The organism is Brevibacillus choshinensis (assembly GCF_001420695.1).
Classification (GTDB): Bacteria; Bacillota; Bacilli; order Brevibacillales; family Brevibacillaceae; genus Brevibacillus; species Brevibacillus choshinensis.
The window spans coordinates 159,702-183,714 of the sequence record NZ_LJJB01000007.1; the positions used below are offsets into that span (position 1 = coordinate 159,702).

At 46.2% G+C, this 24,013-nt stretch carries 19 protein-coding genes, 1 tRNA gene and 2 pseudogenes; 16 read left to right on the forward strand and 6 right to left on the reverse strand.

What is annotated here, in order from left to right; translation table 11 throughout:
* Nucleotides 1-116 precede the first annotated feature (116 nt).
* A complete protein-coding gene (locus tag AN963_RS00760) occupies nucleotides 117-2,720 on the forward strand; it encodes an Ig-like domain-containing protein (RefSeq protein ID WP_055742663.1) in 2,604 nt (867 codons plus the stop codon).
* Nucleotides 2,721-2,794: 74 nt separating this feature from the next.
* On the opposite strand, the gene AN963_RS00765 is transcribed toward AN963_RS00760, so the two are convergent.
* On the reverse strand, nucleotides 2,795-4,762 hold the full coding sequence (locus AN963_RS00765) for a methyl-accepting chemotaxis protein (RefSeq protein WP_055742664.1): 1,968 nt from the start codon (nucleotides 4,760-4,762) through the stop codon (nucleotides 2,795-2,797).
* A 298-nt stretch (nucleotides 4,763-5,060) separates the two neighbouring features.
* On the opposite strand from AN963_RS00765, the gene AN963_RS00770 reads away from it, so the two are divergent.
* The 7 genes and pseudogenes from AN963_RS00770 to AN963_RS00800 all read left to right on the forward strand — a co-directional run bounded on the left by AN963_RS00770 (nucleotide 5,061) and on the right by AN963_RS00800 (nucleotide 9,996).
* A tRNA-Ala gene (locus AN963_RS00770) sits at nucleotides 5,061-5,136 on the forward strand.
* Between the two features lie 412 nt (nucleotides 5,137-5,548).
* Nucleotides 5,549-5,824 carry a CD3324 family protein gene (locus tag AN963_RS00775; protein WP_055742665.1) on the forward strand — a complete coding sequence of 92 codons (276 nt, stop codon included), beginning with the start codon at nucleotides 5,549-5,551 and terminating at the stop codon, nucleotides 5,822-5,824.
* A 201-nt stretch (nucleotides 5,825-6,025) separates the two neighbouring features.
* Entirely contained in the window at nucleotides 6,026-6,580 is a 555-nt protein-coding gene (locus tag AN963_RS00780; RefSeq protein ID WP_055742666.1) for a DUF1062 domain-containing protein, read from the forward strand.
* 602 nt (nucleotides 6,581-7,182) lie between these two features.
* A pseudogene (locus AN963_RS00785) lies at nucleotides 7,183-8,163 on the forward strand (NAD(P)-dependent alcohol dehydrogenase).
* Between the two features lie 191 nt (nucleotides 8,164-8,354).
* Nucleotides 8,355-8,696: an SET domain-containing protein gene (locus tag AN963_RS00790; RefSeq protein ID WP_055742667.1), complete on the forward strand. Its 342-nt coding sequence runs from the start codon at nucleotides 8,355-8,357 to the stop codon at nucleotides 8,694-8,696.
* A gap of 231 nt (nucleotides 8,697-8,927) precedes the next feature.
* Nucleotides 8,928-9,572 (forward strand): hypothetical protein, encoded by a 645-nt coding sequence (locus tag AN963_RS00795; protein ID WP_055742668.1) that lies wholly within the window; start codon nucleotides 8,928-8,930, stop codon nucleotides 9,570-9,572.
* A 98-nt stretch (nucleotides 9,573-9,670) separates the two neighbouring features.
* Nucleotides 9,671-9,996, forward strand: a pseudogene (locus AN963_RS00800) (VOC family protein).
* A 60-nt stretch (nucleotides 9,997-10,056) separates the two neighbouring features.
* On the opposite strand, the gene AN963_RS30695 reads toward AN963_RS00800, so the two are convergent.
* Nucleotides 10,057-10,281, reverse strand: a complete 225-nt coding sequence (locus tag AN963_RS30695; RefSeq protein WP_152985591.1) for a hypothetical protein — start codon at nucleotides 10,279-10,281, stop codon at nucleotides 10,057-10,059.
* A gap of 73 nt (nucleotides 10,282-10,354) precedes the next feature.
* Here AN963_RS30695 and AN963_RS00805 point away from each other — a divergent pair, with 73 nt between their 5' ends.
* From AN963_RS00805 to AN963_RS00815, 3 genes are read left to right on the forward strand one after another with little or no spacing between them, the layout of a single operon-like run.
* On the forward strand, nucleotides 10,355-11,008 hold the full coding sequence (locus tag AN963_RS00805) for a TetR/AcrR family transcriptional regulator (protein WP_055742669.1): 654 nt from the start codon (nucleotides 10,355-10,357) through the stop codon (nucleotides 11,006-11,008).
* A 25-nt stretch (nucleotides 11,009-11,033) separates the two neighbouring features.
* The gene (locus AN963_RS00810) at nucleotides 11,034-11,402 is read left to right on the forward strand and encodes a DUF4180 domain-containing protein (protein WP_055742670.1); all 369 of its coding nucleotides are present in this window, start codon (nucleotides 11,034-11,036) and stop codon (nucleotides 11,400-11,402) included.
* Between the two features lie 59 nt (nucleotides 11,403-11,461).
* The gene (locus tag AN963_RS00815; protein WP_055744399.1) at nucleotides 11,462-12,106 is read left to right on the forward strand and encodes a formylglycine-generating enzyme family protein; all 645 of its coding nucleotides are present in this window, start codon (nucleotides 11,462-11,464) and stop codon (nucleotides 12,104-12,106) included.
* Between the two features lie 167 nt (nucleotides 12,107-12,273).
* Here the strand turns inward: AN963_RS00815 and AN963_RS00820 are convergent, their stop codons facing one another.
* From AN963_RS00820 to AN963_RS00830, 3 genes are all read right to left on the reverse strand, one after another.
* On the reverse strand, nucleotides 12,274-13,119 hold the full coding sequence (locus AN963_RS00820) for a DegV family protein (RefSeq protein WP_055742671.1): 846 nt from the start codon (nucleotides 13,117-13,119) through the stop codon (nucleotides 12,274-12,276).
* Nucleotides 13,120-13,386: 267 nt separating this feature from the next.
* Complete coding sequence (locus AN963_RS00825) at nucleotides 13,387-14,244, reverse strand: amidohydrolase family protein (RefSeq protein WP_055742672.1); 858 nt, start codon at nucleotides 14,242-14,244, stop codon at nucleotides 13,387-13,389.
* Nucleotides 14,231-17,350, reverse strand: coding sequence for a GNAT family N-acetyltransferase (locus tag AN963_RS00830; protein ID WP_055742673.1), 3,120 nt, complete (start codon nucleotides 17,348-17,350; stop codon nucleotides 14,231-14,233). Before AN963_RS00830 ends, AN963_RS00825 begins: the two co-directional genes overlap by 14 nt.
* Before the next feature lie 531 nt (nucleotides 17,351-17,881).
* Between AN963_RS00830 and tyrS the strand changes: the two genes are divergently transcribed.
* Together tyrS and AN963_RS00840 are read left to right on the forward strand one after the other, a co-directional pair.
* The gene (tyrS, locus tag AN963_RS00835; protein WP_055742674.1) at nucleotides 17,882-19,141 is read left to right on the forward strand and encodes a tyrosine--tRNA ligase; all 1,260 of its coding nucleotides are present in this window, start codon (nucleotides 17,882-17,884) and stop codon (nucleotides 19,139-19,141) included.
* A gap of 104 nt (nucleotides 19,142-19,245) precedes the next feature.
* Nucleotides 19,246-19,482, forward strand: a complete 237-nt coding sequence (locus AN963_RS00840) for a DUF2798 domain-containing protein (RefSeq protein ID WP_055742675.1) — start codon at nucleotides 19,246-19,248, stop codon at nucleotides 19,480-19,482.
* Nucleotides 19,483-19,509: 27 nt separating this feature from the next.
* Here the strand turns inward: AN963_RS00840 and AN963_RS00845 are convergent, their stop codons facing one another.
* Complete coding sequence (locus AN963_RS00845) at nucleotides 19,510-20,412, reverse strand: LysR family transcriptional regulator (protein ID WP_055742676.1); 903 nt, start codon at nucleotides 20,410-20,412, stop codon at nucleotides 19,510-19,512.
* A gap of 168 nt (nucleotides 20,413-20,580) precedes the next feature.
* On the opposite strand from AN963_RS00845, the gene AN963_RS00850 reads away from it, so the two are divergent.
* From AN963_RS00850 to AN963_RS00860, 3 genes are all read left to right on the forward strand, one after another.
* Nucleotides 20,581-21,477 (forward strand): DMT family transporter, encoded by an 897-nt coding sequence (locus AN963_RS00850; RefSeq protein ID WP_083496869.1) that lies wholly within the window; start codon nucleotides 20,581-20,583, stop codon nucleotides 21,475-21,477.
* A gap of 140 nt (nucleotides 21,478-21,617) precedes the next feature.
* Nucleotides 21,618-22,466, forward strand: a complete 849-nt coding sequence (locus tag AN963_RS00855; RefSeq protein ID WP_236707922.1) for an SDR family NAD(P)-dependent oxidoreductase — start codon at nucleotides 21,618-21,620, stop codon at nucleotides 22,464-22,466.
* On the forward strand, nucleotides 22,463-24,004 hold the full coding sequence (locus AN963_RS00860; RefSeq protein ID WP_236707847.1) for an AMP-binding protein: 1,542 nt from the start codon (nucleotides 22,463-22,465) through the stop codon (nucleotides 24,002-24,004). The genes AN963_RS00855 and AN963_RS00860 overlap by 4 nt, the downstream gene beginning before the upstream one ends.
* The last annotated feature ends 9 nt before the right edge of the window (nucleotides 24,005-24,013 follow it).

Here is a 24,013-nt window from a genome sequence, read left to right on the forward strand (position 1 = left end):
GTCTGACACACGACGGTCACAAATAACTAGTAAATTATTTCTCTCAGAAGCCGATATAGTAATCGAGGCATGGGTTTTACAAGAAGCAGATTTCATACTTGCGGGGGAGGCTAGCAATGTTCTGGAAAAAAACGACGCTCTTGTTTCTGGCCATCTTGCTCTTGTGCGGAGCTGGAAACGCTGGAATTGGATACGCTGCGGATGAAATTAGCAGATTGGTCCTTTCGAAAAATGAAGTGACATTGGAGATGGGAGATTCTACTTCGTTGACGGCAACGGCTGTCTACGTGAGTGGGAAAACCGAAGACGTCACGATCACGACAGAATGGACGAGTCAGGGTCCAGATATTGCGGCAGCTTACGCGGGCCGTATCACAGCAAAAGCAGTAGGTAGCACCACGGTGACAGCGACGTACATGGGCAAAAGTGTACTCGTTGCCGTGAATGTCACCAAAAAAGTAAAAGCACTGACGCTGGACAAGCAATCATTGAATGTGTTGATCGATGACCAATCGCCAGCACAGCTCGAACTCACTGCCCTGTACAGTGATGGTCAGTCTGAAAATGTTACGACTAAAGCAGAGTGGTCCATCGACAATGCTACAGTGGCGACTGTCATCAACGGTCAAGTCAAAGGCTTGAACTCGGGGACAGGCGTGATCACAGCCAAGTTCGGCAGCCAAACGACTACCATTCCGGTGAACGTGGAAATCGCGCACCGCTTGGAGCCAAGTAAAAATCAGGTATCACTGCTACTCGGTGGCTCGGAAACAGTCAAGCTGCGTGCCATTTATCCAGATGGTAGCGACACAGAAGACGTCGCGGCAAAAGCAGAGTGGTCTTCTGACAACCCAGCTGTAGCGGATGCGCTCAAAGGAAAAATCACGGCATATGGCGCAGGTACAGCGACCATTACCGCAAAATACGGTACCAAGACAGCGACAATCGCAGTCGATGTCGATACCACGCAAAAGCTGGAAGTGAACAAGCAAAACGTCTTCTTGCATGTAGGGGAAGCGTCCGAGGAAATCAAACTGACAGCAACTTATGCGAATGGGGACGGCGCTCCAGTGAGTGTGGGAGACAAAGCAGAGTGGTCTTCCTCGAAAGAAGGCGTGGCATACTACAGCAATGGCAAGATTCACGCTGTGGCATCCGGGGAAGCGGTCATCACCGCGAAATACGGGAACAAGTCTGTTTCCATTCAAGTAGATGTAGAAGTACCACGCTCGCTGGATATTGTGCCTTCTTACCTGACAATGAAAAGCGGCACTACGGAAAAAGTAAAAGTAAAAGCATCTTTTGCTGGAGCAGCAGCGTCTGAGGATATTACAAGCAAGGTAACATGGTCTTCGGATAATGAGGACATCGTTTTTGCAAAAGACGGAGTCATCTCCGCTTACAAAGCTGGTTCTGCAACGATTACGGCGAAATACGGGGAGAAAACAGGAACTGTGGTCGTCGATGTAGATGTACCGCAAAGCTTGACGGCGGACGTGACAACGGTAGCTATCCCGGTAGGCGGAGCCAAACAAGTAACAATCACGGCGTCTTATCCAGATGGAACGCCTGAAAACGTCACGCAAAAAGTGACGTGGGCGTCGAGCGCACCAGCGGTTGCGTCCGTACGCCAAGGTCTCATCACAGGTGTGGCGACAGGGGCAGCTTCCGTTACGGCGACCTTTGGCAATCGCACCGTGACGATTCCCGTATCGGTTGGCGTCTTGCAGACGTTGACTGTAGACAAGAAAAAGCTCGTCATGAGCAACGGCAAAAGTGAAACGGTCAATGTGACTGCAGCCTACGCCGATGGAACAAGCAAAAACGTCAATGAGCAAGCAGCATGGACGAGCTCTTCAGCAGCGGTAGCAGAAGTCAATCAAGGCAAAATTACAGCAACAGGATCTGGTAAAGCGACGATCACTGCAACCTTTGACGGGAAAACAGTGACCATCGCAGTAGAGGTAGATCAGGCGACCACATTGTCTGTCGATCCTCGGCTGTTGATCCTGACAGTCAACGAATCGGCTGATATCAAGCTGACAGCGACTGACTCTGCAGGAAATACCAGCAATGTGACGACAGATGCAGAATGGGTATCTTCTGCCATTAAAATTGCGGATGTAGCCAACGGACGAGTCACTGGTTTGACGAACGGACGTGTTACCATCACAGCAAAATACGGCGGTAAAACCATTACGATTCCGGTGGAAGTGGGTATCGTCACCAAGCTGGAAGCAGACAAGCGCTACGCTTCCATCAAGTCCAACACGACTGCGCAAGTTACGCTGACGGCCACCTTTGCGGATGGCCGCACGCTGAACGTCACTTCGCTTGCGGATTGGAGAACAAGCAATTACAAGGTAGCAGACGTAGCTAAAGGTCAGATCTCAGGCAGAGCTTTCGGAAAAGCGACCATTACAGCGAAATACAACGACAAGAGCATCTCCATCCCAGTCGATGTAGATACGCTGAAATACTTGAAGACAGATGTAGTCCAAATTGTCATGGCGAAAGGGGAAACCAAGCAGGTAACCGCTACGGCTACCTACATGGATGGCTCTGAGCAGAATGTGTCCAAGCCAGCTCTCTGGACCACCTCCCGCCTGCTTGTAGCAGACGTCAAGGACGGTGTGATCAAAGCGACTGGATCTGGTAAAGCGACGATCTACGTGACCTATGGCGGTAAAAAGACTCCGATTGTGGTGACGGTACGATAAGAAAAAGAAAAAAAGTCAGTTAAACACGAGGTTGACGTGTTTGACTGGCTTTCTTTTTTGGTCGGAATATTGCGTTACATCTTAAATTGACCGATCTGATTTTGTAATTCCTCCGCCATTCGTTCCAGGGACACGGCCGAAGAAGTAATCTCTTCCATCGACGCCAACTGCTCTTCTGCGGCAGCCGACACGCTTTGAGTACCGTCAGAGGCGAGCAGCGTCACTTCGGAAATATGGCTAATCAGCTTCACGACCATATGGGTACGCGCAGAGATATCTTGTGTGGCACCGGAGACTTGACCGATCTTTTCTGCGACTTCCTCGACAGCGGACTGAATCTGTTCAAAGGATTGGCCAGCTTCATATACCTTTTCAATTCCAGTTGTTACTTCGCGTTTGCTGTTCTCCATGACGGATACCGCACGTTCTGTTTCGGATTGAATGGAGGTGATCAAGTGGCTGATTTGTTTGGCTGAGCTGGAGGATTGTTCCGCCAGCTTTCGTACCTCATCTGCCACGACTGCAAAGCCTCGTCCGGACTCTCCAGCACGTGCCGCCTCGATCGCGGCGTTGAGTGCCAGCAAATTGGTCTGGTTGGCAATCGCAGTGATGACCTCCACTATGTTTCCGATCTCTTGTGAACGATTACCCAGACGGTCCACTACCTGTGCGAGCTCATGGATGGACTGGCTAGAGGAAGTCATTTGTCCGACGGCTGTTTGAATAGAATGGTTACCGACGGACGCCAGGTCTGCAGCCTGTCGGGCAGCCTCGGATACCTTTTGTGTATAGTCAGCAATCTGTGTGATTCCTTCTGACATTTGAGCCGCTGCTTCAGTGCTTTCTTTGGCGTAGGAAACCTGCTGCTCTGTCCCAACAGCCATATCCTGCATGGTGGTTGCGATCTGCTCGGTAGCTTTGCTCGTCTGGTCCGCACTGGCAGAAAGTTGTTCGGCAGACGCTGCGAGCTGTTGGACGTTGTCATTGACCGAATGTAGCAGGGAACGAAGCGAGCCAGACATATGGTTAAAGCTCTTGCCGAGAGTCCCGAGCTCATCGTCGCTCGCGATCGCTACTTGTTGTGTCACATCTCCCTCGCTCATTTTTTCAGCAGCATCGGTCAATTTCCGCAACGGACGAAGCAGGGATCTCAGGATGAGATAAACGGCACCACTACCGATGACCATCCCGACAGCAATGACAATCAAGGTTTTGAAAAAGATCGGGCTGGCGGCCTCTACGGCTTCGGATTTGTACATGACAGCCATGAGCTTCCAGCCTGTTTTCGTATTCGTGATGTGTGCGGCTCGCGCGTCTTGGCCAGCATCGGTAAAGTCAAACTCGCCTGCCGGTTCGCCGTAAAGGGTCCCGATCCACTGATCTGTCGAAGGGGTACCTGGTTTTCCAGTAGGGTGAATGAGGAATTGTTGGTTCTTGTCAAAGATCGAGAGGTAACCCTTGGTCCCAATCTTCGCGTGCTTGATGGTTTCATCCAACGTGGTCAACTGGATGTCGATTCCCAACACCCCCGAGCCGTCGGATAATGTCTTTGCCACGCCTACCACCACGTTGCCCGTACCCGCATCGATGTACGGTTCGGTGATAATCGTTGTCTGTGGTTGTTGCATGGCGGCTTGGTACCACGGGCGCTTGCGCGGATCGAAGTCGGATGGCAGCTTCGTATCCATCGATGTCATCATGCCTCCGGTTTCGTCACCGATGTACACTTCCCCGATTTCGGGATGCAAGGAGTGATACGTCTGCAATCTTTTACGGGTCGCGGCTCGAGTGAACTCCTGCAAGTCGCCCTGCCCAGTTTCAGAAGCGATGAATTCGATATCCTTGGATTGAGACTCCAGTGTCTGATTGAGTAGTTCATCCACCAAGCGCATGTTTTCTGAGGCAGTCTTCATCAGTGCACTGTCTAGCTGGTCTTTGGCACTCTGATAGGATAGGAAGCCTAGGGTAAGCATCGGAAGGATTAAAATAGCGAAGAATGCGGTGATCAGCTTTGTTCTGACGGTAAGTCTGGGCATTTTCATCTGTGGCACCCCTTTGAGCATTTCTGAGTTGTCCTGCCCAGATATTCATTCCCGCTATATATAAGTGTTCAAACCTGAATTGGAGGAAATTATTTTATAAAACTTTATTTTTAGTGTTGTGCGAAAAGAGGGGAGGGAGGCTGCTTTTTTCGCTTGCAGTGTATGTGAGTGTATGCTATACTAAATTCACTGAAAGCGGAAATGGCTGGAAGTATACATATGGGGCATTAGCTCAGCTGGGAGTCCGAGCTGGTCAAATGTACTACCAAAAAATGAATACCAGCATTACTATTATCGTGGGGGCATAGCTCAGCTGGGAGAGTGCTTGACTGGCAGTCAAGAGGTCAGGGGTTCGATCCCCCTTGTCTCCACCATACTTAACCTTCAAAACGGCAGAGATGCCGTTTTTTTGTTTTTTCAAAATATGAATGAGACTAGATTCATCTTTTCTCATTCATTATCAAAGTCCTCTTGCCCTTCCTTCCTCTAAAGTTTTTGTTCCCCTACATCCTGTAGATGCAAATTTTGAACAACCACCGCTGGCTCATATGCTCGTTTTATGGAGCCCACGCTTTGTGCTACTTCAAAATGCTCTTATTCTTGATAACAGAGTAGGGCGATGTTATAATTTTTTACAAAATTATGCAGAAGGAGGTTTGCATATATGCTTAATCCAATCGTTATCGTTGCATAGCAAAGGCTATTGCAATGAACAGCTACAATGGTAGAAATCAGATGCGAACATAGCCTTTGCGATTCCTAAAAAAAAACTTTTAGGAGAGCAAAATGAGCTATAAGAGAGCTATTCATATACTCCCTAATGACTTGCTTGAGATGGTTCAAGAGTATGTAGATGGTGAGTTTATCTATATACCTAGAAAATCAGGCAATAAAAAAGAATGGGGGTCAAATACATCCACCCGCATAGAATTACAGCAGCGAAATATGCAGATTTATGAAGATTATTTGGCGGGGAATAGTCCACAAGAATTATCCGATAAATATTTTTTGTCTTTGAAAAGTATGCAAAGGATAATACGAGAACAAAGAAACATTAATTAACTTAGAATGAGCCAATGCAGTTTACCTACTGTATTGGCTCATTTTCTTTTATTAAAAGTCTTTAAGGTTTGGTTTTGCGGGACTGAATAATACAATTTAAGTAGACTAAATACCAGACTGGGAGTGACAAATATGAGAAAGATTTGTGACAATCCACCTTTTTTCTTTCCTATTTAATTCTAATAGGAAGGATCGATTTTCATGCAAATAGTAAAATGGGATATACAGTATCTATCCCCACCACCTGCAATAAAGTATTGTAAGAAATGTGGTAAAAAAACAGAGCATGTGTGCTCTGGATTGTTTCGGGTAAACGCTCAACGAAAGTATTTAGATATATGGTTAATCTATAAATGTTCAGTTTGCGATTCAACATGGAATATGACTATCTACTCCCGTATCAATCCCCAAAGTATTGCCTCTGAAATATTAGAGGGGTTCCATAGCAATAACGGAGAGCTTGTTAAGAAATATGCTATGGATACGGAGCTAATACACAAAAATGGAGCTGAAGTTGGCCTTCCAAAGTATAAAATACTAGGGTCCGCTATTGATTTTACCATTCCTACTGAATTACATATAAAAAGCCCCTATCCATCTCGGCTTAAAGTATCTGCTTTGTTACGGGAAACATTGAATTTATCTCAAAAGGCTTTTGAACAAATGATAACCAACGAGTCAATCCGAAGCACTATGGGGCTTGACTTAAAAAAATGCAGAGTACAAACAGAAGTTGTATTGATAATTGATAACTAGAAGTCAAACCGCTTTTGTTTATGAAAAGAATATAAAGTAGTGCCAAAAATGAAAACCCACAGTGAACAAAGATCACAGTTTTGTAAGTAGGTACTTCTGTGCTAAAGTTGCATATTCTCAGTTCAAAAAAGGCGGTTTTGATAACAAGTATCAAGCCGCCTTTTTACTTATAAAAAACATGATTCGAGTGATAACGTAATAGACAAATCAAATATTTTTAGTCCAATAGTCATGTATCGTACAATAACATCTTTTTCTTTAGCTTGTTTGGATCAAAATAATTACAAAAATCCCTAATAAACTGAGGAAGTTTTTGGTAGTGAAACTAAACACCACGGGAGAGCGCTACACTGGCAGTGTAGAGGTCAGCGGTTCGATCCCGCTATGCTCCACCATACATAAACCTACAACGCTGCCGAAATGCAGGCTGCGTTTTTTTCTGTCTGTTTATTCTCGAGTTTTTCCCTTTCCGATCCTTGACAATAATAGCGATATTTCAGATTGTCGGAAATTTCCGAGCCGAATTCCCGTATGAATCATTAATGAATGTTTATCTATTCTCCGTCCTCACGTACCGTAAGTCAAAGTATAGGAGGAAACTCATGAAAGCAATCGTGTACACAAAATACGGACCACCGGATGTTCTTCAGCTCAAAGAGGTAGAAAAACCTACTCCCAAGGACAATGAAATACTGTTACGAATATATGCGACAACAGTAACAGCAGGGGATTGGCGCATACGAAAGGCTGACCCATTCGCTGCAAGACTTTTCAATGGTCTCATACGACCGAAAAAAGTAACGATATTAGGGTTCGAGCTAGCCGGAGTAGTTGAAGCAGCTGGCAAAGATGTAAAATGATTGGAGAGGGGCGAGCAAGTTTTTGCATCTTGCGGAATTGGTTTTGGCGCTTATGCCGAGTACAAATGTTTGCCTGAAGACGGGGGAGTGGCAATAAAACCGGCCAATATGACCTATGAGGATGCCGCCGCCGTACCTATTGGAGGAATGACAGCCTTGCATTTTCTTAGAAAAGGAAATATCCGGAGCGGACAAAAAGTTCTTATCTATGGCGCTTCTGGAAGCGTAGGTACTTTTGCGGTACAGCTTGCCAAATACTTTGGGGCAGAAGTTACTGGGGTATGCAGTACCACGAATCTAGAATTGGTGAGATCTCTGGGAGCCGATAAGGTCATTGATTACACGAAAGAGGATTTTACCCAAAGTGGTGAGACCTATGACATTATTTTTGACACAGTAGGCAAGAGTGCGTTTTCAGGTTGTGTAAAATCACTAAAGCAAAAAGGATTCTATCTGAGGGCCGTACACATGGAGCTGTCACCGATCGTTCGAGGGCTATGGACTTCCATGACAAGCAGCAAGAAAGTGATAGGTGGGACGGCAAGCATCGAAAAATCTGAAGAGTTAATTTTCCTCAAAGAGCTTATTGAGGCAGGAAAGCTAAATTCGGTCATTGATAGACGCTATCTGTTGGAACAGATTTGCGAGGCCCATCGCTATGTTGAAAATAGGCACAAAAAGGGTAATGTAGTCATATCTGTGGGACACGATAATAAATTCTAACAAAAGACAGTACTCATAGTTGGAGTTTACTAGCAGAAATTTACGCCTATTCAATCCAAAAACGATTGAGGAGGCGTTATTTAATATGGATATGAAATCAAATTCCCTTTCCTGTTACATGAACGAAAACAATCCCCACATCAAATGAATATGATATGTAGAATTGAATTTTATTTGGGGAGAGTGCGGTTATGCTCAGGATAGACTACATTAATGGAAAGGGAAGGGGAGTGATTGCCGCAAAGGATTTTATAAAGGGGGAACTCATTGAACGTTCTCCGCTTATCGTGATTCCATATCATGAATTAATGTACATTTTAAAAACTATCTTAATCAATTACATTTTCAGCTGGGAAAGCAACCAGTCAGCGATTGCATTGGGGTACGGCTCCTTATATAACCATTCCTATCATCCAAATGCTACTTATTTCACAAGGATAGAAGACATGTGCATCGATTTTCAGGCATTAGAAAATATTCAAGAAGGTCAAGAGATTACGATAGATTATGGATGGCACCCAAATGGCTTATGAATGGGCTATCGGTAATCCTACTTTACGAGTGATCCGTCATACAACTAGATGACATACTGGTTGAGTAACTTTGTATCCTCTAATTATCGTTGTGGCTCTTTTACTCTGGAAAAAGCGAAATTAGACAAACACCCATTTCTTTTGCGGGCAAGCGCCTCCTCCTAGTTATGTGCATAGTTTAACACTGTGCTTGATGGAAAGCAGATAAAAATTGGAGGAGGAATCTTCAGGATGAACCAAGAAGAGTCGTTCAGCGACGAGTTTTACAGAACTGACGATTATATGCAAGATTATGGGTCAGGATCTATAGGATTCTCATACCCTTCTTCATCTTTTCGGAATACTCAGTTTACCTCTCCTTTTTATAGTTGGTATTACCCTCATGCCCCGTATTATCAACCTTATGGTTATGATCCCTATCCGTATCTATATTATCCAGGACAACAGGGACCTGGTAAAGGACCTGGCAAAGGACCTGGCAAAGGACCTGGAAAAAGACCGACAGAAGAAGAGGCGCACAACGCTTTGTACCAGATTTTTGCCCAAATGGAGAATGAAATTAGACAACAACCGGTTTCCTACCGTTATGTTTCAGGTGTACACATACAACAAAGAGCACGTATTGCATGGTATTCCTTGAGGAGTGCTGTACGTATTATGAGAGCAATTCCATTCACAACCGCTAATGCCGTTGCCGGTTATTTGGAAGGCACAATCATGGCACGAATCGGTGAAGCTGGAACAGTTGCAGCTGCGGCTCTAGTAGGACGAATTAGTGATTTTTTAATTCATAACTTTGCTGCATATGCTTCGAATCCAGCATTAGCGACCTACCGTGCCGAACAAATAGTAAATGTTATTTCTAATTTGTTATAAGTATTCAAAAATTAAACTCAATGTATATCTAAATGTGTTCACTCCTAGGATGCTGGTTAATTTAGCAGAATCCTTTTCATGCTTAATTTTAGTAAAGTGTGACGGGTATTGAATTTGAACATGGCGCAGCTGCCTTTTTCGAATTTCAAGCAGGCATAGAGCTCGCCATCTGGAATCGTAAAGATCTCGCCCATGAGCCAAAGGTTCCTTTGTCATCACAAAGCTCTACGGAATTTACGATTGGTCACAATGTAGGGAGTAAAGATGAAGTGGAGCATGTAATGGTGCTTGCCTTAAAGGCAGGGGCTGTTATTACGGACCCGCGAATGACACCTTTTGGGGCGGATACTCTAGCCATTTCCTAGATCCTGATGGCCATTTGTGGGAAGTGGTCTGGAATCCAGCGTGTGAGATCAATGATTAACATATTGCTTTTATCCTCAATGTTGTCTAGGGCAGTGCAACCAACCACTACGGGAGAGCGCTACATTGGCAGTGTAGCGGTCAGTGGTTCGATCCCGCTATGCTCCACCATAATTGTTAAGCAAACCACTTCTTTGGAAGTGGTTTTTTGTGTTTTTGGATCAGCAGAGGGGCACATTTCGATTGCTCCTTCCATATAAGTCGGCAGTGATGCCCTATGCCTTTGAAGGATGAACGATTGCTGTTTTGGATCGTGAGCAGGGTGATACCCCATTACATTTGACAACAGGCTACGTCCTTGTATACACTTTATTTATTCCGACCGTTCGGTATAAATAAAAATTGGATAAGGTGAAAGAATGCCCAAAGTAGGAATGGAACCAAAGCGCCGAGCTGATGTCATAAACGCCACGTTAGCCTGTATTAGCACTCATGGGATTGATGGCATGACGCTGGATAAGGTTGCGGAGTATGCGGACTGCTCCAAGGGAGTTGTCACTTATTATTTTAAAAACAAGGATAATCTGACGATCGAAGCCTTTAAGTCGTTTATGGCCTATTATGGTCTCAAAATAGAATCAGAAATTGACCCAATAATGAAAGCCCGGGAAATGATTGACGTTACGTTGAAACATATCCTACCTCCATACCGTGATGACACGGAGCAGAGGATTAATGTTTCGCTGGTGGATGGAATTGAAAAGATGGTTATCCCGCTTGAAGATCAAGCAAGGCTCTTTCTACAGTTTTTCTCAAAAGCCGTCTTGGATCCAAACTTGCAGGAGGTCGTATCCAAAAGCTATTTGGCTGATCTTGAGGGCATAGCAAAGATTTTTGATTACGGGAAAAGGACAGGACAAATGTCTGTAGAGGATTCGCAAAGTGCAGCATATGGGCTGCTAGCGATGGTAGTGGGTCTAAGCTTCTTTCGAGTGGCGAACATACCGCCCAGAAATGTCGATGACAACCGATACATTTGTGAGGATTATGTAAGTAGGTTTACCAACAGTTGAGTATAGTTTCATGAGGAGGATGATTATGAAAATTACGAAGGTAGAAGCAGTCGGGGAAAATATTGCAGTCGTGAGCAGCAACGAGATTTTAATCGGAGATGTTCAGTCAGCATTGGATCTTATGGCAACCGTACATTACGAAACAGGCTGCGATCGCATCATTATAAACAAATCCATACTAAGTGAAAGCTTTTTCGATTTGAAAACACGCCTGGCAGGGGAAATCTTGCAGAAGTTCATCAATTATCGCGTGAAGGTTGCAATCGTTGGAGATTTTTCGGTGTATGCAAGTCAAAGCTTAAAAGCCTTCATCTATGAATCTAACAACGGAAACGATATCTTTTTCTTGCCGACCGAACAACAAGCGATTGAAAAGTTAAGCACGTTGAAGTAAAAGTGGGAACGGGAGGAAACTAGGTGTTGAACGCGCGACATATTCCTGCTGAGTATCCAATGGTGAAAATTCCTGCGGGTGAAATTGAATTAAGGGATGATCGGATAAAAGCTACGTGGACGACTCAGGTGAATTCTTTTTTGCTAGCACCCGTTCCAGTTACGAGAGAGTTATATTTCTCGGTATTACAAAAGACAGTTGAATCGAATGACCAGCCTCAGGAACCGGTCGTGAATGTCTCGTGGAATGATGCGATCTCGTTTTGTAATTTGCTCTCTCAGCAATCAGGCCTGCAGGAATGTTACTCGATAAGTGATGATGGCGAGAGTGTCGTCTGTGACTGGGGAGCGGACGGCTATCGTCTTCCTACAGAAGCGGAATGGCAGTATGCGTGTAAAGCGGGAACGGGTGGTTATCGGTACGGCGAGCTCGATGAGATAGCTTGGTATCAGGAAAACTCTGAGGGCATGGTACATGAAGTAGGTAATAAGCTGCCGAATGCGTGGGGGCTCTACGATATGTTAGGGAATGTCTGGGAGTGGTGCTGGGATCTATACGATGTAAAAGTATACGGCTCCTACAGAGTTTTCCGCGGTGGTAGCTGGGCCGAAGAGGCTAGGGGCTGTGGAGCAACATGCCGCCGTCGCAGTCACCCTACGTTTCGAATTGATGATCTCGGCTTTCGTCTTGCTAGGTCGCTGTAAGGTGGCGAAAAAATGGGAAGAGAGTGTCGAGGTACTCAACCAATTAAACGACGTTGAAACGCTTGGATTATTCCGAGCGTTTTCTGCATTTCAAAGGAGGAAATGCTGGAAAAAAGGAAAACGCCCAAGGAAAGCGTTGATTTCCCTGAGCGATTTGTCTCTATTAACTACTCATTCCTCCAAGCCAGCGCCAACGTCCCCATCCCCGCATGCGCCCCAATCGTAGAGCTAATGGGCCCAATCAACACCTCGACATCGGAATACTTGCTCTTAATCGTCTCTTTCAACTCAAGCGCTTTCTCTAGCACATTGCCATGCAAAATCTGCACATGCTTCACGGAGTAACTCTGCTTGGCGCGATCTAGTTGCTCTAGCATTCTCTTGACCGCCTTGCCCTCGGTACGAACCTTTTCATAGACGTCAAACAGCCCGTCCTTGATCTGAAAGATTGGCTTGATCTGTAGGAGATTGCCAATAAAATATTGCAGGCCACTCACTCGGCCGCCCTTGTAAAACTGGTCGAGGCTACCGACCAGGATATAGTTCTCATACTTTTTGTATTCCTCACGCAGGGATAGTGCGATCTCCTGATAGTCTTTTCCCTGCTCGGCCAGCTCGATTCCTTCCAAGATAATCGAGGTAATCGGATAGGACATCAGCTTGGAATCTACCAGTTCGACCGGGAAGTCTACCATTTTGGCAGCAGTAGCACTCGCGTTGTAGGTTCCGCTCAGATCGGAGGATAGATGGACAGCGATCGCACAATCGTATTCTTCCTGTAATCGCTCGTAGAGAGAGACAAATTTGCCGACGGAAGGCTGCGACGTTTTGGGAGTAGAATTGGCCTGAACGATTTTGTGATAAAGCTGTTCAGGAGTTAAATCAATGCCGTCTTCATATGCGCCATCTTCAAAGATGACCTCCAGCGGAACAACGAAGATGTCGTGCGTATCCATGATCGGATCGGGTACAAATGCGGTGCTGTCTGTAACCCAGGCAATTTTTTTCTTCAAGGAAACTTGTCCTCCCCTGTTATAGTAGAAACCTTGGCTTGCCCTGTAAATGACAAGGAAACTTCGGCTCATGGGTGTGATATTTTGGTAATACATAAGCAAACTTGTATATTCAATCATACTATGAAAATTGTCGTTTTTTGTCGTAATTATGGGAATTTTATTGAACAATTGCGAGGGGATTACTGGAAGAGGGTTCATACAAAAAATCCCATGTATCGCTATACGTTGAACGTGATAGGACATGGGATTTACAGCTGTAGGCGTCTATTCTACCAACGGCTTGATCTTCGGAAACACTTTCAATGCCGTCTTGTAAAACACATCCTCGTGATACTCCGCTGGTATCAGCTCTTGGACGAACTGGAGATACGGCTTCACGGGAGCAAGCGGCCAGTCGGTTCCAAACAAAAACTTGTCATAGTGATCGCAATAGGTAATCGCGTGGCGCAGATGGGCGAAGAAGAGGGGGGAGTCCTTTAGCCGCTGACAATTGGCTGCGTCTCCTACCATCAGGCCAGAGAGATCAGCAAACATGTTGCGGTTTTTATAAACGACCTCCGCTCCATCGAGCACCCACGGATCGCCAAAATGGGCCATCATGAAGCTGACCTCCCGATGCTTCACTGCCACTTCGTCCAGTGTGAGGGGATGGGAGTACTTTAACAGCCCTCGCTCTGAATACGTATCGCCGGAATGGAAAACAACAGGCACCTGGTACTTGGCAGCCAGCGCATAGACCGGATCGTAGACGCTATCGTAGGCATAGAAGGGATAGTAGCCCAGATAGATTTTTAATCCGACCACGTTGGGCTTTTGCAGGTCTACCTCCATTCGTGCTACCGCAGCTTCATCCAGCTTGAACGGATTGATTCCCAGGCAATAGACAATCTGCGAGGGGAGTTCCTCTATCAGATCGAGTCCCATCGGAGTGACCGCCTCCGCATCGGGAAACCCGTCCTGCTGTGTCTCCGTCAAGCCCATGCCGATCCCGAGTACCACGCCGTTTTCTGCATATTCCTGCAAGATGCCAGTGACCGAGTAGTCGACAAATGATTTTTCTGCCGCAGTCCGCTTGAACTCTTCGATGTGAGATAAATGCATATGCGCATCAATGATTTTCATCCGGTAGCCCCCTTTGGTTGGCAAAGCGTATGGCCCGTAAGGCAGACAAGGAATCAGACGGAATCATCCTGTCAGCAAACAGGAAAAAGACGGGTGGGGTAAAGGTGACACTGTTGCTTGGCAGATTCAGCTCGCGTACGACAGAGGCGACAGCCACTTCCTTGTTGGAGTAGACTTGCAGATCTGCTGTGTCCAAGTCCGTAACGATCTGCATCTGATCCTTCCGAGAAGCTGAGCCGACAAGGTAATCAGAGGCTTCGAGAACGGACAACTCTCCCTGTGCCAGCTTGTAGCTCAGTTCCTCGCCGTTCGCTCCGACGGTTTTCAGCCAAACTTCTTCGTCGGCATCTCCTGAATGCAAAAAGATGTCAGTCGACCAGCTCTTGTCAGCAAAATACGTTCCGGTATTTTGGGAGATCTCAACCGTATGGCAGAGGATAGGGACTCCTGGCAAAAGCAAGTAATACTGATGGCACGTCAGACCGCGATACTTTTCCTGTTTTTTTACATCATAGCTTAGCTTGATCCCTTGCCAGACGTTTTGCCGGCTGTCTACCAGCTCGACAAAGGAGGCTGTTCGCTCTTCCTTAACCAATGAAAATGCGCTCAGTTCAGCCACGTGGTTACCGATCCCGCCTGTCCACGGATTCCACCATGATTTGGGCTGCCGCTCAGGGAAAGAGCTGTCCAGCCACTCCTGACCATTGCTGGAGAGCGAATAGAGCGTCGGATAGAAATAGGGAGCTGCTTTGATCCGCAATAGACCGTTGTCGGCGATATAGACTTGCTGTCCCTCTTCCTCTGTTTGATTCAGAGAAACCTTGCCTTGTCCAATCGGGAAAATCGCGCTGCGCAAGTGAGCCTCATGCGTGGCAAATCGTCCGTCTACCTGTACGAGTTCATATAGACTTCTTGGGGTAGTAAAGGAAAAGCTAGATTCCGTCTGTTCTGCATCCTCTGAGTAGTGGAGTGTCTGTCCAGCAGTAGACACGCTCGTTGTGGACGCAGTCAATTCTCCCTCCAGATACTGCTGCTTGTATTCCTTCACCTGCACGCTCATTTCCTCGTTACTGACAAACGGATTGTGCTTGTTGGCAACCAAAGCCAGATGAGGTGTCAGGGACAAGTCCGCTGGCATTGCCTCTCTTCTGGCGAATGCACGGAACTCCTTCCAGTCGGTATAGCCTCCATGCATGATGTAGAAGGGGCCAAATGTTTTTTTGCTATGGGGCTCTAGTATGCCGAGACTGGTTTCCAGACTCACGTACCAAGATTGAAAATCAATGCGATACTCCTCAGGCCAGCACATTCCCCAAGGATCCGTTTCTCCCTGCGCAAACAGCCAGTTTTCGCTGATCTGCTCACCGTCCCAATAATCCAGATCACTGCCGTAGGAAGCGGACGTTTCGACATAACGGCCTTGGTACGGCAGGATGGGGTGCTGAAAATCAGGAGTAAAGCCTTGGGTAATCCAGAGCTCGGTTGCTAGGTTGTCAGCAGAGAGGTTTTCCAGCTCCAACTCGTGCTCTACGGTACCATCTCCAAACAGGAGCGTCTTTCCGATAACCGCGATCTGAGGGAATGCACCAGATCGATAAGTGGCGCGGATACCGATCGCTCCCTTTTCCATGATAAATTCGATTAGCTCGGCACGTTTTTTGGAAAACTCGCTGGAATACGGTTTGCCGATCTTGGGATAGATGATAAAGGTTGGCTCCCCACCCGCAGCACTGGCAACGGTGATCTCGTTATCGTCTTTATTCAAATAGAGTGCATGGCGACCATGGTGAACCTGCCAAGCTTGTTCCGTATCCCCTGACAGCATGGCGCCCAGTCCTGTGAAGGCGGCCCCGATCTTTTTCGAAAAGGATACAGAGCTGCCATCCGCGAGCTTGGCCTCTACCTGTACATGTAGGGAATAAAAGCCGTGTTCGAGCAAGTCAGCGGTGAGGGGGAGTGAGATGCGTTCTTTGCCACGCAACAGAAGTGTGTGGCGCTGCTCGTACATGTGGAGAAATGGACGTGAGGGTAGCTCGAACGTAAATTCTGCCTCTTCTGAAAAGTTGTTCTCCATATCGAGATAAAGCTTCGTTGTCTGTCCCGGATATGTGAGACCAGGCACGTGCATAGATAGGGTAGTGGGAAACTTGGGGATGATCCCCACTTGAAAAAGAGCGGCTTTGCCGTTAATCAAGAGGTGGGTGCAGACACGAGGATGCGTGCGCCAGACGCTTTGCTCTTCTGTGATTGCGTCGACAAAAAAGCTTGCTGACAGCGTGGTTTCGCCCGTGACATCCAGCTCCTGTTGATAATCAAAGCGGATCGTTTCGCTAGATTCTCCCTTCAAGGAAAGGTGTAGCGGCCTGCCCGATTTGTTGACGATCCTGTACTGAATCTGGTATTCCCGACCAAAGACTAGCTCTTGCTTTTCCACTTCGGCCAACAGCAAATAGTCCACTGTCTCGATTAGGCGCATGCCTCGACCGAGCCGCTCAAACTCCACGCGCAAGCTCTTTTCTTCTTTTGCCCAAGAGTAGGTGAAGTAATCAAAGCCGTTCTCTTTCCGACCGTCCGGCTCTATCTCAATCTCTCGTGTAGAGTCCCGATACCAGTCAATTTCCTCAAAGTAGTGGGCGATTGCCTCTGTCCGCAATACCGTGGGGATCATGTTCATCAGGTGAGTGGAATCGTCCCGGTCTTCCCAGAAAAAGCCGAATTTCTTATACAACGGAACCGCCTTTGTGTTTCCAGCCCAGGTATAGAGATCAAGTCGCGGCCAGCTGAGCTGGATCGTTTGCTCTAGCACGCGTGCAAGCAATAGGCGGCCCACTTTTTTTCCGTGATATTCAGGCCGTACATTGAGGAGTGGGATGTAGAGAGCTCCGATATCTTCTCGGTATTCTGCCAGGCTGCAATAGCCAACTACCGTTTCACCTTCCACTGCCAAGTAGACGGCGAGAGAATCAGAGCTGGCTTCTTCCTGTCGGATCTGTTCCGCTGTTGTAATCGAGTTTCCGCCTCCCCAGCTATCCCGGCTGGCGTTCCACATATCTGCGACGGCTGCAGCCAGTTCGGGACGATATGGGACGATAGAGATTGATTCCATGTTTGCTTGCACCTCGAATCAATTGTAAATTTTTGTATCTTATTAGAGAGTACGAATGAATTACAGAATCGGTTTCTGTTTTTAGTAGCTATTACTACTCGTAGGAAAGGAATCAGAATTATGGAACAGAGATCATGAGAGATGCTTGCCACAATTTAAAGTAGGACGAAGGAAAGTGAATTGGGGTTGACATTGAGGTCTTAATTCATTATTCTATCTCTAATCTTATATGCGATATACGTTGAAAGAGCCCAGTAGCAGCTTAGTCCCTGTTCTAGAAAGCCGGGGGGTGATGGAACCCGGTACACACTCAGCTAGCGAATTACAACTCTGGAGTATCTCGGGTAATGCTGAGCGGAATGGCGAACGATAACTCGCCGAGAGTGGCATGAATGGCGTGCAAAAAGCACGGAGTCCATTCGTGCAATCTGGGTGGTACCACGGTTATCCAATCGTCCCTATGTCTACATTAGGCTAGGGGCGATTTTTTATTTTTTAATAGGTATTTATGAATTGAGGGAGTGTATAGCTGTGAACATTATCGACGAGCTTGAATGGCGCGATGCCATCAATCAACAAACGGATGCAGAAGGTCTTCGTGAATTGACGAATCAAAAGGCGATTTCGGTATACTGTGGCGTAGACCCGACTGGCGACAGTATGCATATCGGTCACTTGATTCCTTTTATGGTATTGAAACGCTTCCAACTCGCCGGCCATCGTCCTGTCATTCTGATTGGCGGCGCAACGGGTACGATCGGCGATCCAAGCGGGCGTCAATCAGAGCGATCCTTGCAAACGCTCGAACAAGTCCAGGAGAATGTGGACGCACTGACCGCGCAAATGAAAAAGCTGTTCGTGACTGAAGGCGATAACCAAATCCGCATGGTCAACAATTACGATTGGACACATAAAATCAACGTGATCGAATTTTTACGGGATTACGGTAAAAACTTCAGTATCAATTCGATGCTGGCCAAAGACGTCGTAGCGAGCAGACTCGACAGCGGTATTTCCTTTACCGAATTCTCCTACCAAATCCTGCAGTCGCTAGACTACCTGCATCTATACCAGCATGAAGACGTACAGCTGCAAGTAGGCGGCTCAGACCAATGGGGTAACATTACGAGCGGTCTGGAATTGATTCGGAAAAAAGAAGGACACGAGGCAAAAGCATTCGGACTCACGATTCCTCTGATGTTAAAATCCGATGGTACGAAATTTGGGAAAACAGCTGGAGGCGCGATCTGGCTGGATCCGAACAAAACAACGCCATTCGAGTTCTATCAGTTCTGGGCGAACACCGATGACCGCGATGTCGTGAAATACTTGAAATACTTTACATTCCTCTCCAAAGAGCAAGTTGACGAGCTGGCTGAAAAGGTACAGACCGAGCCACATAAACGCGAAGCGCAAAAAATGCTGGCTGAGGAAATGACGAGATTCGTACACGGTGAGGAAATGCTGGATCAAGCCAAACGCATTACCGCTGCTTTGTTCACCGGTGACATTAAATCGTTGACGGCTGATGAGATCGAGCAAGGCTTTAAAGAGATGCCGACTTTTGAAGCGACGAAGGAATCGAAAAATATCGTCGACTGGCTTGTTGATCTGGGCATCGAGCCATCCAAGCGTCAGGCGCGCGAGGATATTAACAATGGCGCGATTTCCATGAACGGTGAGCGAGTAAGCGACCTGGGACTCGAAGTGACAGCCGACTTAGCCATTGGCGGACGGTTTATCATTATCCGCAAAGGAAAGAAAAATTACAGCTTGGTGAAAATGTCCTAGCAGACAAAGTCACGAGAAGCTTCCCTCTATCCGTGGGGGAAGCTTCTCGATTTATTCTAGATGGAAGTTTCGCATTCGTTACAAATTGGAAAAGGATGGTTGTTTTGAAGATCAACAAAAAGTATGAGAACATCGTGTTTACGTTTTTAATGGCTTTTGGCATGTCTTGCTTCATTTCTTTCTTCATGATGCTGATTACCCTTGGATTTAGCCATTTTGTATTCCTAAACTGGTTGAAATCATGGGGAATTGCCTTTTTGTTCGCGTTTCCTGCCGCTTACTTTTTCCCGAGAGTCATTCGGAAAGTAATGAGAACAATCACATTTGTTGAAAGTGATTGAGTTAGAGTTGTTGCGCTGAGAATGAATTTACGACTGCTGCTTTTCCCATACAGAGGAGTGCTTCCGTACAAGCTCTAGAAACATTTTAAAAGCAGGGGATTGCCACTTGCTCTTATGAAAGGCGAGTGATGTAAATACCGTTGTTCCCTGTTCCCAAACAGCTCCTGCTAATTTTTTTTCGTTCATTTCCGAAATGGCTGAAAAATACGGCAAGATCGAAAAGCCCAATCCGCACATCACGCTTTGTTTAATGGCCTCAATGCTCCAGAACTCTAAAGACGTTTTTGGTGAGACACCTTGTTCTTGCAAATAGGAGTCGAAGAGCTTCCGATAGCTACAGCCTTGCTGTGTCGATAAAAAGGTAGAATTTGAAATGGCTTCCAGCAGTTGAGGCCATGGATAGGATTGGAAATGCGGAGGGGCTATCAAGAGCATAGGTTCCTGTATCAGCTTTTCTACAAACAAGTCAGACTCGGTCCATTCTTTCTCCAACATAAAAACCATGTCATATTCACCAGTACGCAAGAGTCTGAGTGCCTCAGCATTGGAATAGGAGGGTTTCAAAATGAGCTGTACTTGAGGGTATAAATGAACGTATTCCTTTATGATTGTCGGCAATCGATACACGGTTAACGATTCGGGAGCGGCAATTGTTAAGGTTCCGCTGGGGTGAGGACTTGCCATATAATAATTTTTTGCATTCGCGTATAAGGTTAGCATTTCAATTGCGTAGGGCATGAATTGCTCGCCAGTTTGAGTCAAAACGACTTTTTTCCCCAACCGGTCAAATAAGGGGGCTCCAACCTCTTCTTCGAGTGCTTGAATGTGCATAGTTACTGTGGATTGAGCGTATCCGAGATTCTCAGCTGCTTTTGTAAAGCCGCCTAAATCGGATATGGTTTTAAAAGTAACAAGATGCCGAAGCTCCATTCCATTTCGCTCCCTGCCTAATCGTTTTTTTGTTATCGTATCACAAAAACCGATCTTTTCCATTTCTTCTATCAATTTTACTAATCAAAAGCTCGTAGCTATACTTAGAACCATCGCTGCAGCGATTCACGATCACATGAATCTGCGATACGAGGGAGCAGGATGGTAATGAACAAAACTTGGATAATAATGTCGGCAATTGCTACAACGCTGCTCTTATGGGCTTCCGCATTTGTAGGAATAAGGGCAGGGCTCGAAGCGTACTCTCCGACGCATTTGTCATTGCTCAGATACGCGACAGCTTCTATTGTTCTGCTTTTCTATTTCTATAAGGGAAAACACCGACTTCCTGACAAGAAGGATTTGCCTAGAATCATGCTGACAGGCTTTGTCGGGATTACCGTGTATAACTTGGCTTTGAATTTTGGAGAGTTAGGTGTTACAGCAGGAGTAGCGAGTTTTGTTGTTAATACGGTGCCTATATTTACATCCATACTAGCCGTATTCATTTTGAAGGAGAGACTGAGATTTTGGGGATGGGGAGCTATTTTCCTGAGCTTTATCGGGGTTGCTATCATCTCACTGGACGATCTTCAAAGCTTGCAGATCAGCGGAGGAGTGCTGCTGCTTTTGATTGCGGCGCTGTCTCAAGCAACTTATTTTGTCTTACAAAAACCATTGCTGCAAAAATATAGCCCTGTTGAGGTAACAACCTATGCAATAATAGCGGGAACCGTATTTATGATCCCTTTCTCCCCACAATTTTTTGATGGCCTTCTAAATACGCCCTTTGCCAAGACACTGATTGTCATCTATTTAGGTGTTTTTCCAGGTGCGCTCGCTTACTTATCATGGTCTTTTGCTCTATCAAAAGTGCAAGCATCTACAGTATCGAGCTTTCTTTTCCTCGTTCCGTTGTTGACTTTGGGTATTGCATGGATATGGCTATCCGAAATTCCAACGATGCACACTTGGATCGGGGGAATATTGATTTTGATTGGAGTCGTAGGTATGAATACCATTGGAAAGGCTAAAGCAATGCCGGTGAAAAAGGTCAACCTATAAAAAAGAGTGTTTGTCCAAAAAGAGTAGAAGCAAGTAAAATACCTATGAAGGTGGATCTTCCCCCGGTTGTAACTCAGATGGAATGGGTCTACTTGTGAAGAGGAACCATGACAAGGAAGATCAGGGGGGAAGCACGGGTGATGATGCATACCTATAACATTTGGGAACGATTACTCTTTTTGCCCACTCATGTGGACCATCACAAACTTACCAACTCGTTGCAAGGCAAGACGATCCTGATTACAGGCGCGAGCTCCGGGATTGGTGAGCAGCTAGCTTATCTACTGGGTCACCTGCCCGTTCACTTGATCCTCGTAGCCAGAAGAGGGGAAAAGCTGGTAGCCATGAAGCAGGAAATCGAAAAGGGATCTGCCACAGTAAGTGTTTTTCGGGCAGATCTACGAGAAGCGGATGAGATGGAGGATTTCTTGACCTTTCTTCATCAACAACCTGGTGGGGTGGATGTCGTGGTAAACAACGCTGGCCTATCGATTAGACGCTCGATATGGGACTCCTTACCCCGCTATCACGACTTCACGCGAACGATGGCGATCAATTATTTTGCTCCTGTCCAATTGCTCATGTCCGTCATTCCTTTGCTCAAACAAAATCAAGGACAGATCATCAATGTATCTACCATAAACACTTCGTTACTACCTCTCCCGTATTGGGCTGCGTATCAGGCCTCTAAATCAGCATTTGATACGTGGTTTCGATCTGTCGCTCCCGAATTGAATGGGATAGGGATCTCGACAACCTCGATTTATCTTCCCTTAGTGAAAACACCGATGATCGTGCCAACAGCAGCCTATCAAAACATGCCCGCCATGAGCGCGTACCACGTAGCTCAAATCATCGCCAAATCCATGTATACAAAACGGAAAACGATCATGCCATGGTGGTTGATTTTTGGACAGCTGGCATCTATTTTTGGTAGAGGACTTTGGGAATGGAAGGCTCCAGGGATACTGCGAAAGAGGGGGAAATGATGTTCAAGATCGTTTATCTAATAGAAGTCCTATACAAGATGCGCATTCTTTCCCCGTGGGGGTTGTATAGGGTAATCGCTGCGATCTTCCGATATGGGATCAATGTGATGATGCTCATAAAGCTGACAGAGAAAACGGATGGTCATAAAATTGCAATAGTGGATGAAAAAGAAGCCGTAACCTATCAACAGCTTTTGTCCCAATCCGAGAGGCTATCTATCATTTTGCAGCAAAAATACCGGCTTCGCAGCGGACAGAAGGTCGGTTTATTATGTAAGAACCATGCTTCCTTGGTGAAATCTATTTTTGCTGTTTCCCTTGCAGGGGCAGATCTGTATTTGTTCAATACGGAAATGGGCATAAAGCAGTTCAATCAATTGCAGGATACCTATGAGATAGACTTATTTATCTATGATACAGAGCTGGCTTCCTATCTCGAACAATCGTCGTTTACGAAAGGGAAAGTGCTGAGTTACCATGACCACTTGCCCGCAATCAACAACTTACCTCATACATACATTCCTGAGCATCAAAAGCTGCCCAGAACGTCTTCAAGCAGGATCATTCTACTAACAGGCGGGACCACAGGAACGGCCAAAAAAGTTGCGCACAAGCCATCCTTATTCAATTACTTACCTCCCTTTTCCACGATGCTTACCAGGCTTCAGCTTCTCCAATACCATACGGCTTATATTGCGACGCCTATTTATCATGGATATGGGATCGCGGTCTTATTTTTATTTATCGCATTAGGAAAGAAAGTCGTCCTGACATCTGGCTTTGAGGCTGCAAAAGCTTGTGACGTGATACGGAAGCACAAAGTCGAGGTCGTCACCGTCGTCCCATTAATGATCCATAAAATGCTGAGGCATCGTGTCGAGGACTTGAAGTCGCTAGTATGTATGGCATCAGGTGGTGCAGAACTCAATCCAAAGCTGGTAGCTGAGGTGCTCAGCAAATTAGGAGATGTCTTGTACAATCTGTATGGTACTTCGGAAGCGGGCTTGAATATCATTGCAACACCGCAAGATCTAAAATACTCAGCAAATACGATTGGTAGAAAAATAAATAGGACTCGCTTACAAGTGCTGGATGATAGAAAGAAAAAGGTTGGAGTGGGGGTCGTCGGCCAGTTTTGTATCAAAAATAGTTGGTCCATGCGAGGCAGAAAGCATCCCTGGATCGAGACAGGCGATATGGGCTATCGGGATCGTCACGGGTATTATTTTTTGTGTGGGAGAGCCGATGATATGATCGTATCAGCTGGTGAAAATGTGTATCCCATGGAGATCGAACAAGTCCTGATCCATCACCCTTGTGTAGATGATGTAGCTGTGATTGGCATTCGTGATGAAACGTTCGGACAAAGGCTGAAAGCGGTCGTTCAACCAGCTCAGCATGCTGAGCTTACGACAGAGACGTTAATGGAATGGCTGCGTCCCCGAGTAGCCAGGTACCAATTGCCGAAAGAAATCGTCTTCGTTGACCGAATTTCCTATACACATTTGGGGAAACGCGATAAGAAGCAGCTCCAATAAAGCTTGGAT

Excerpts from the sequence above, each read along its gene's own strand:
- AN963_RS00845 (WP_055742676.1), bottom strand. The coding sequence starts at position 20,412 with ATGGAGCTTCGGCATCTTGTTACTTTTAAAACCATATCCGATTTAGGC.
- AN963_RS00810 (WP_055742670.1), top strand. The coding sequence starts at position 11,034 with ATGAAAATTACGAAGGTAGAAGCAGTCGGGGAAAATATTGCAGTCGTG.
- AN963_RS00805 (WP_055742669.1), top strand. The coding sequence starts at position 10,355 with ATGCCCAAAGTAGGAATGGAACCAAAGCGCCGAGCTGATGTCATAAAC.
- AN963_RS00825 (WP_055742672.1), bottom strand. The coding sequence starts at position 14,244 with ATGAAAATCATTGATGCGCATATGCATTTATCTCACATCGAAGAGTTC.
- AN963_RS00775 (WP_055742665.1), top strand. The coding sequence starts at position 5,549 with ATGAGCTATAAGAGAGCTATTCATATACTCCCTAATGACTTGCTTGAG.
- AN963_RS00780 (WP_055742666.1), top strand. The coding sequence starts at position 6,026 with ATGCAAATAGTAAAATGGGATATACAGTATCTATCCCCACCACCTGCA.
- AN963_RS00765 (WP_055742664.1), bottom strand. The coding sequence starts at position 4,762 with ATGAAAATGCCCAGACTTACCGTCAGAACAAAGCTGATCACCGCATTC.
- AN963_RS00830 (WP_055742673.1), bottom strand. The coding sequence starts at position 17,350 with ATGGAATCAATCTCTATCGTCCCATATCGTCCCGAACTGGCTGCAGCC.
- AN963_RS00760 (WP_055742663.1), top strand. The coding sequence starts at position 117 with ATGTTCTGGAAAAAAACGACGCTCTTGTTTCTGGCCATCTTGCTCTTG.
- AN963_RS00850 (WP_083496869.1), top strand. The coding sequence starts at position 20,581 with ATGAACAAAACTTGGATAATAATGTCGGCAATTGCTACAACGCTGCTC.
- AN963_RS00790 (WP_055742667.1), top strand. The coding sequence starts at position 8,355 with ATGCTCAGGATAGACTACATTAATGGAAAGGGAAGGGGAGTGATTGCC.
- AN963_RS00855 (WP_236707922.1), top strand. The coding sequence starts at position 21,618 with ATGATGCATACCTATAACATTTGGGAACGATTACTCTTTTTGCCCACT.
- AN963_RS00815 (WP_055744399.1), top strand. The coding sequence starts at position 11,462 with ATGGTGAAAATTCCTGCGGGTGAAATTGAATTAAGGGATGATCGGATA.
- AN963_RS00795 (WP_055742668.1), top strand. The coding sequence starts at position 8,928 with ATGAACCAAGAAGAGTCGTTCAGCGACGAGTTTTACAGAACTGACGAT.
- AN963_RS00860 (WP_236707847.1), top strand. The coding sequence starts at position 22,463 with ATGATGTTCAAGATCGTTTATCTAATAGAAGTCCTATACAAGATGCGC.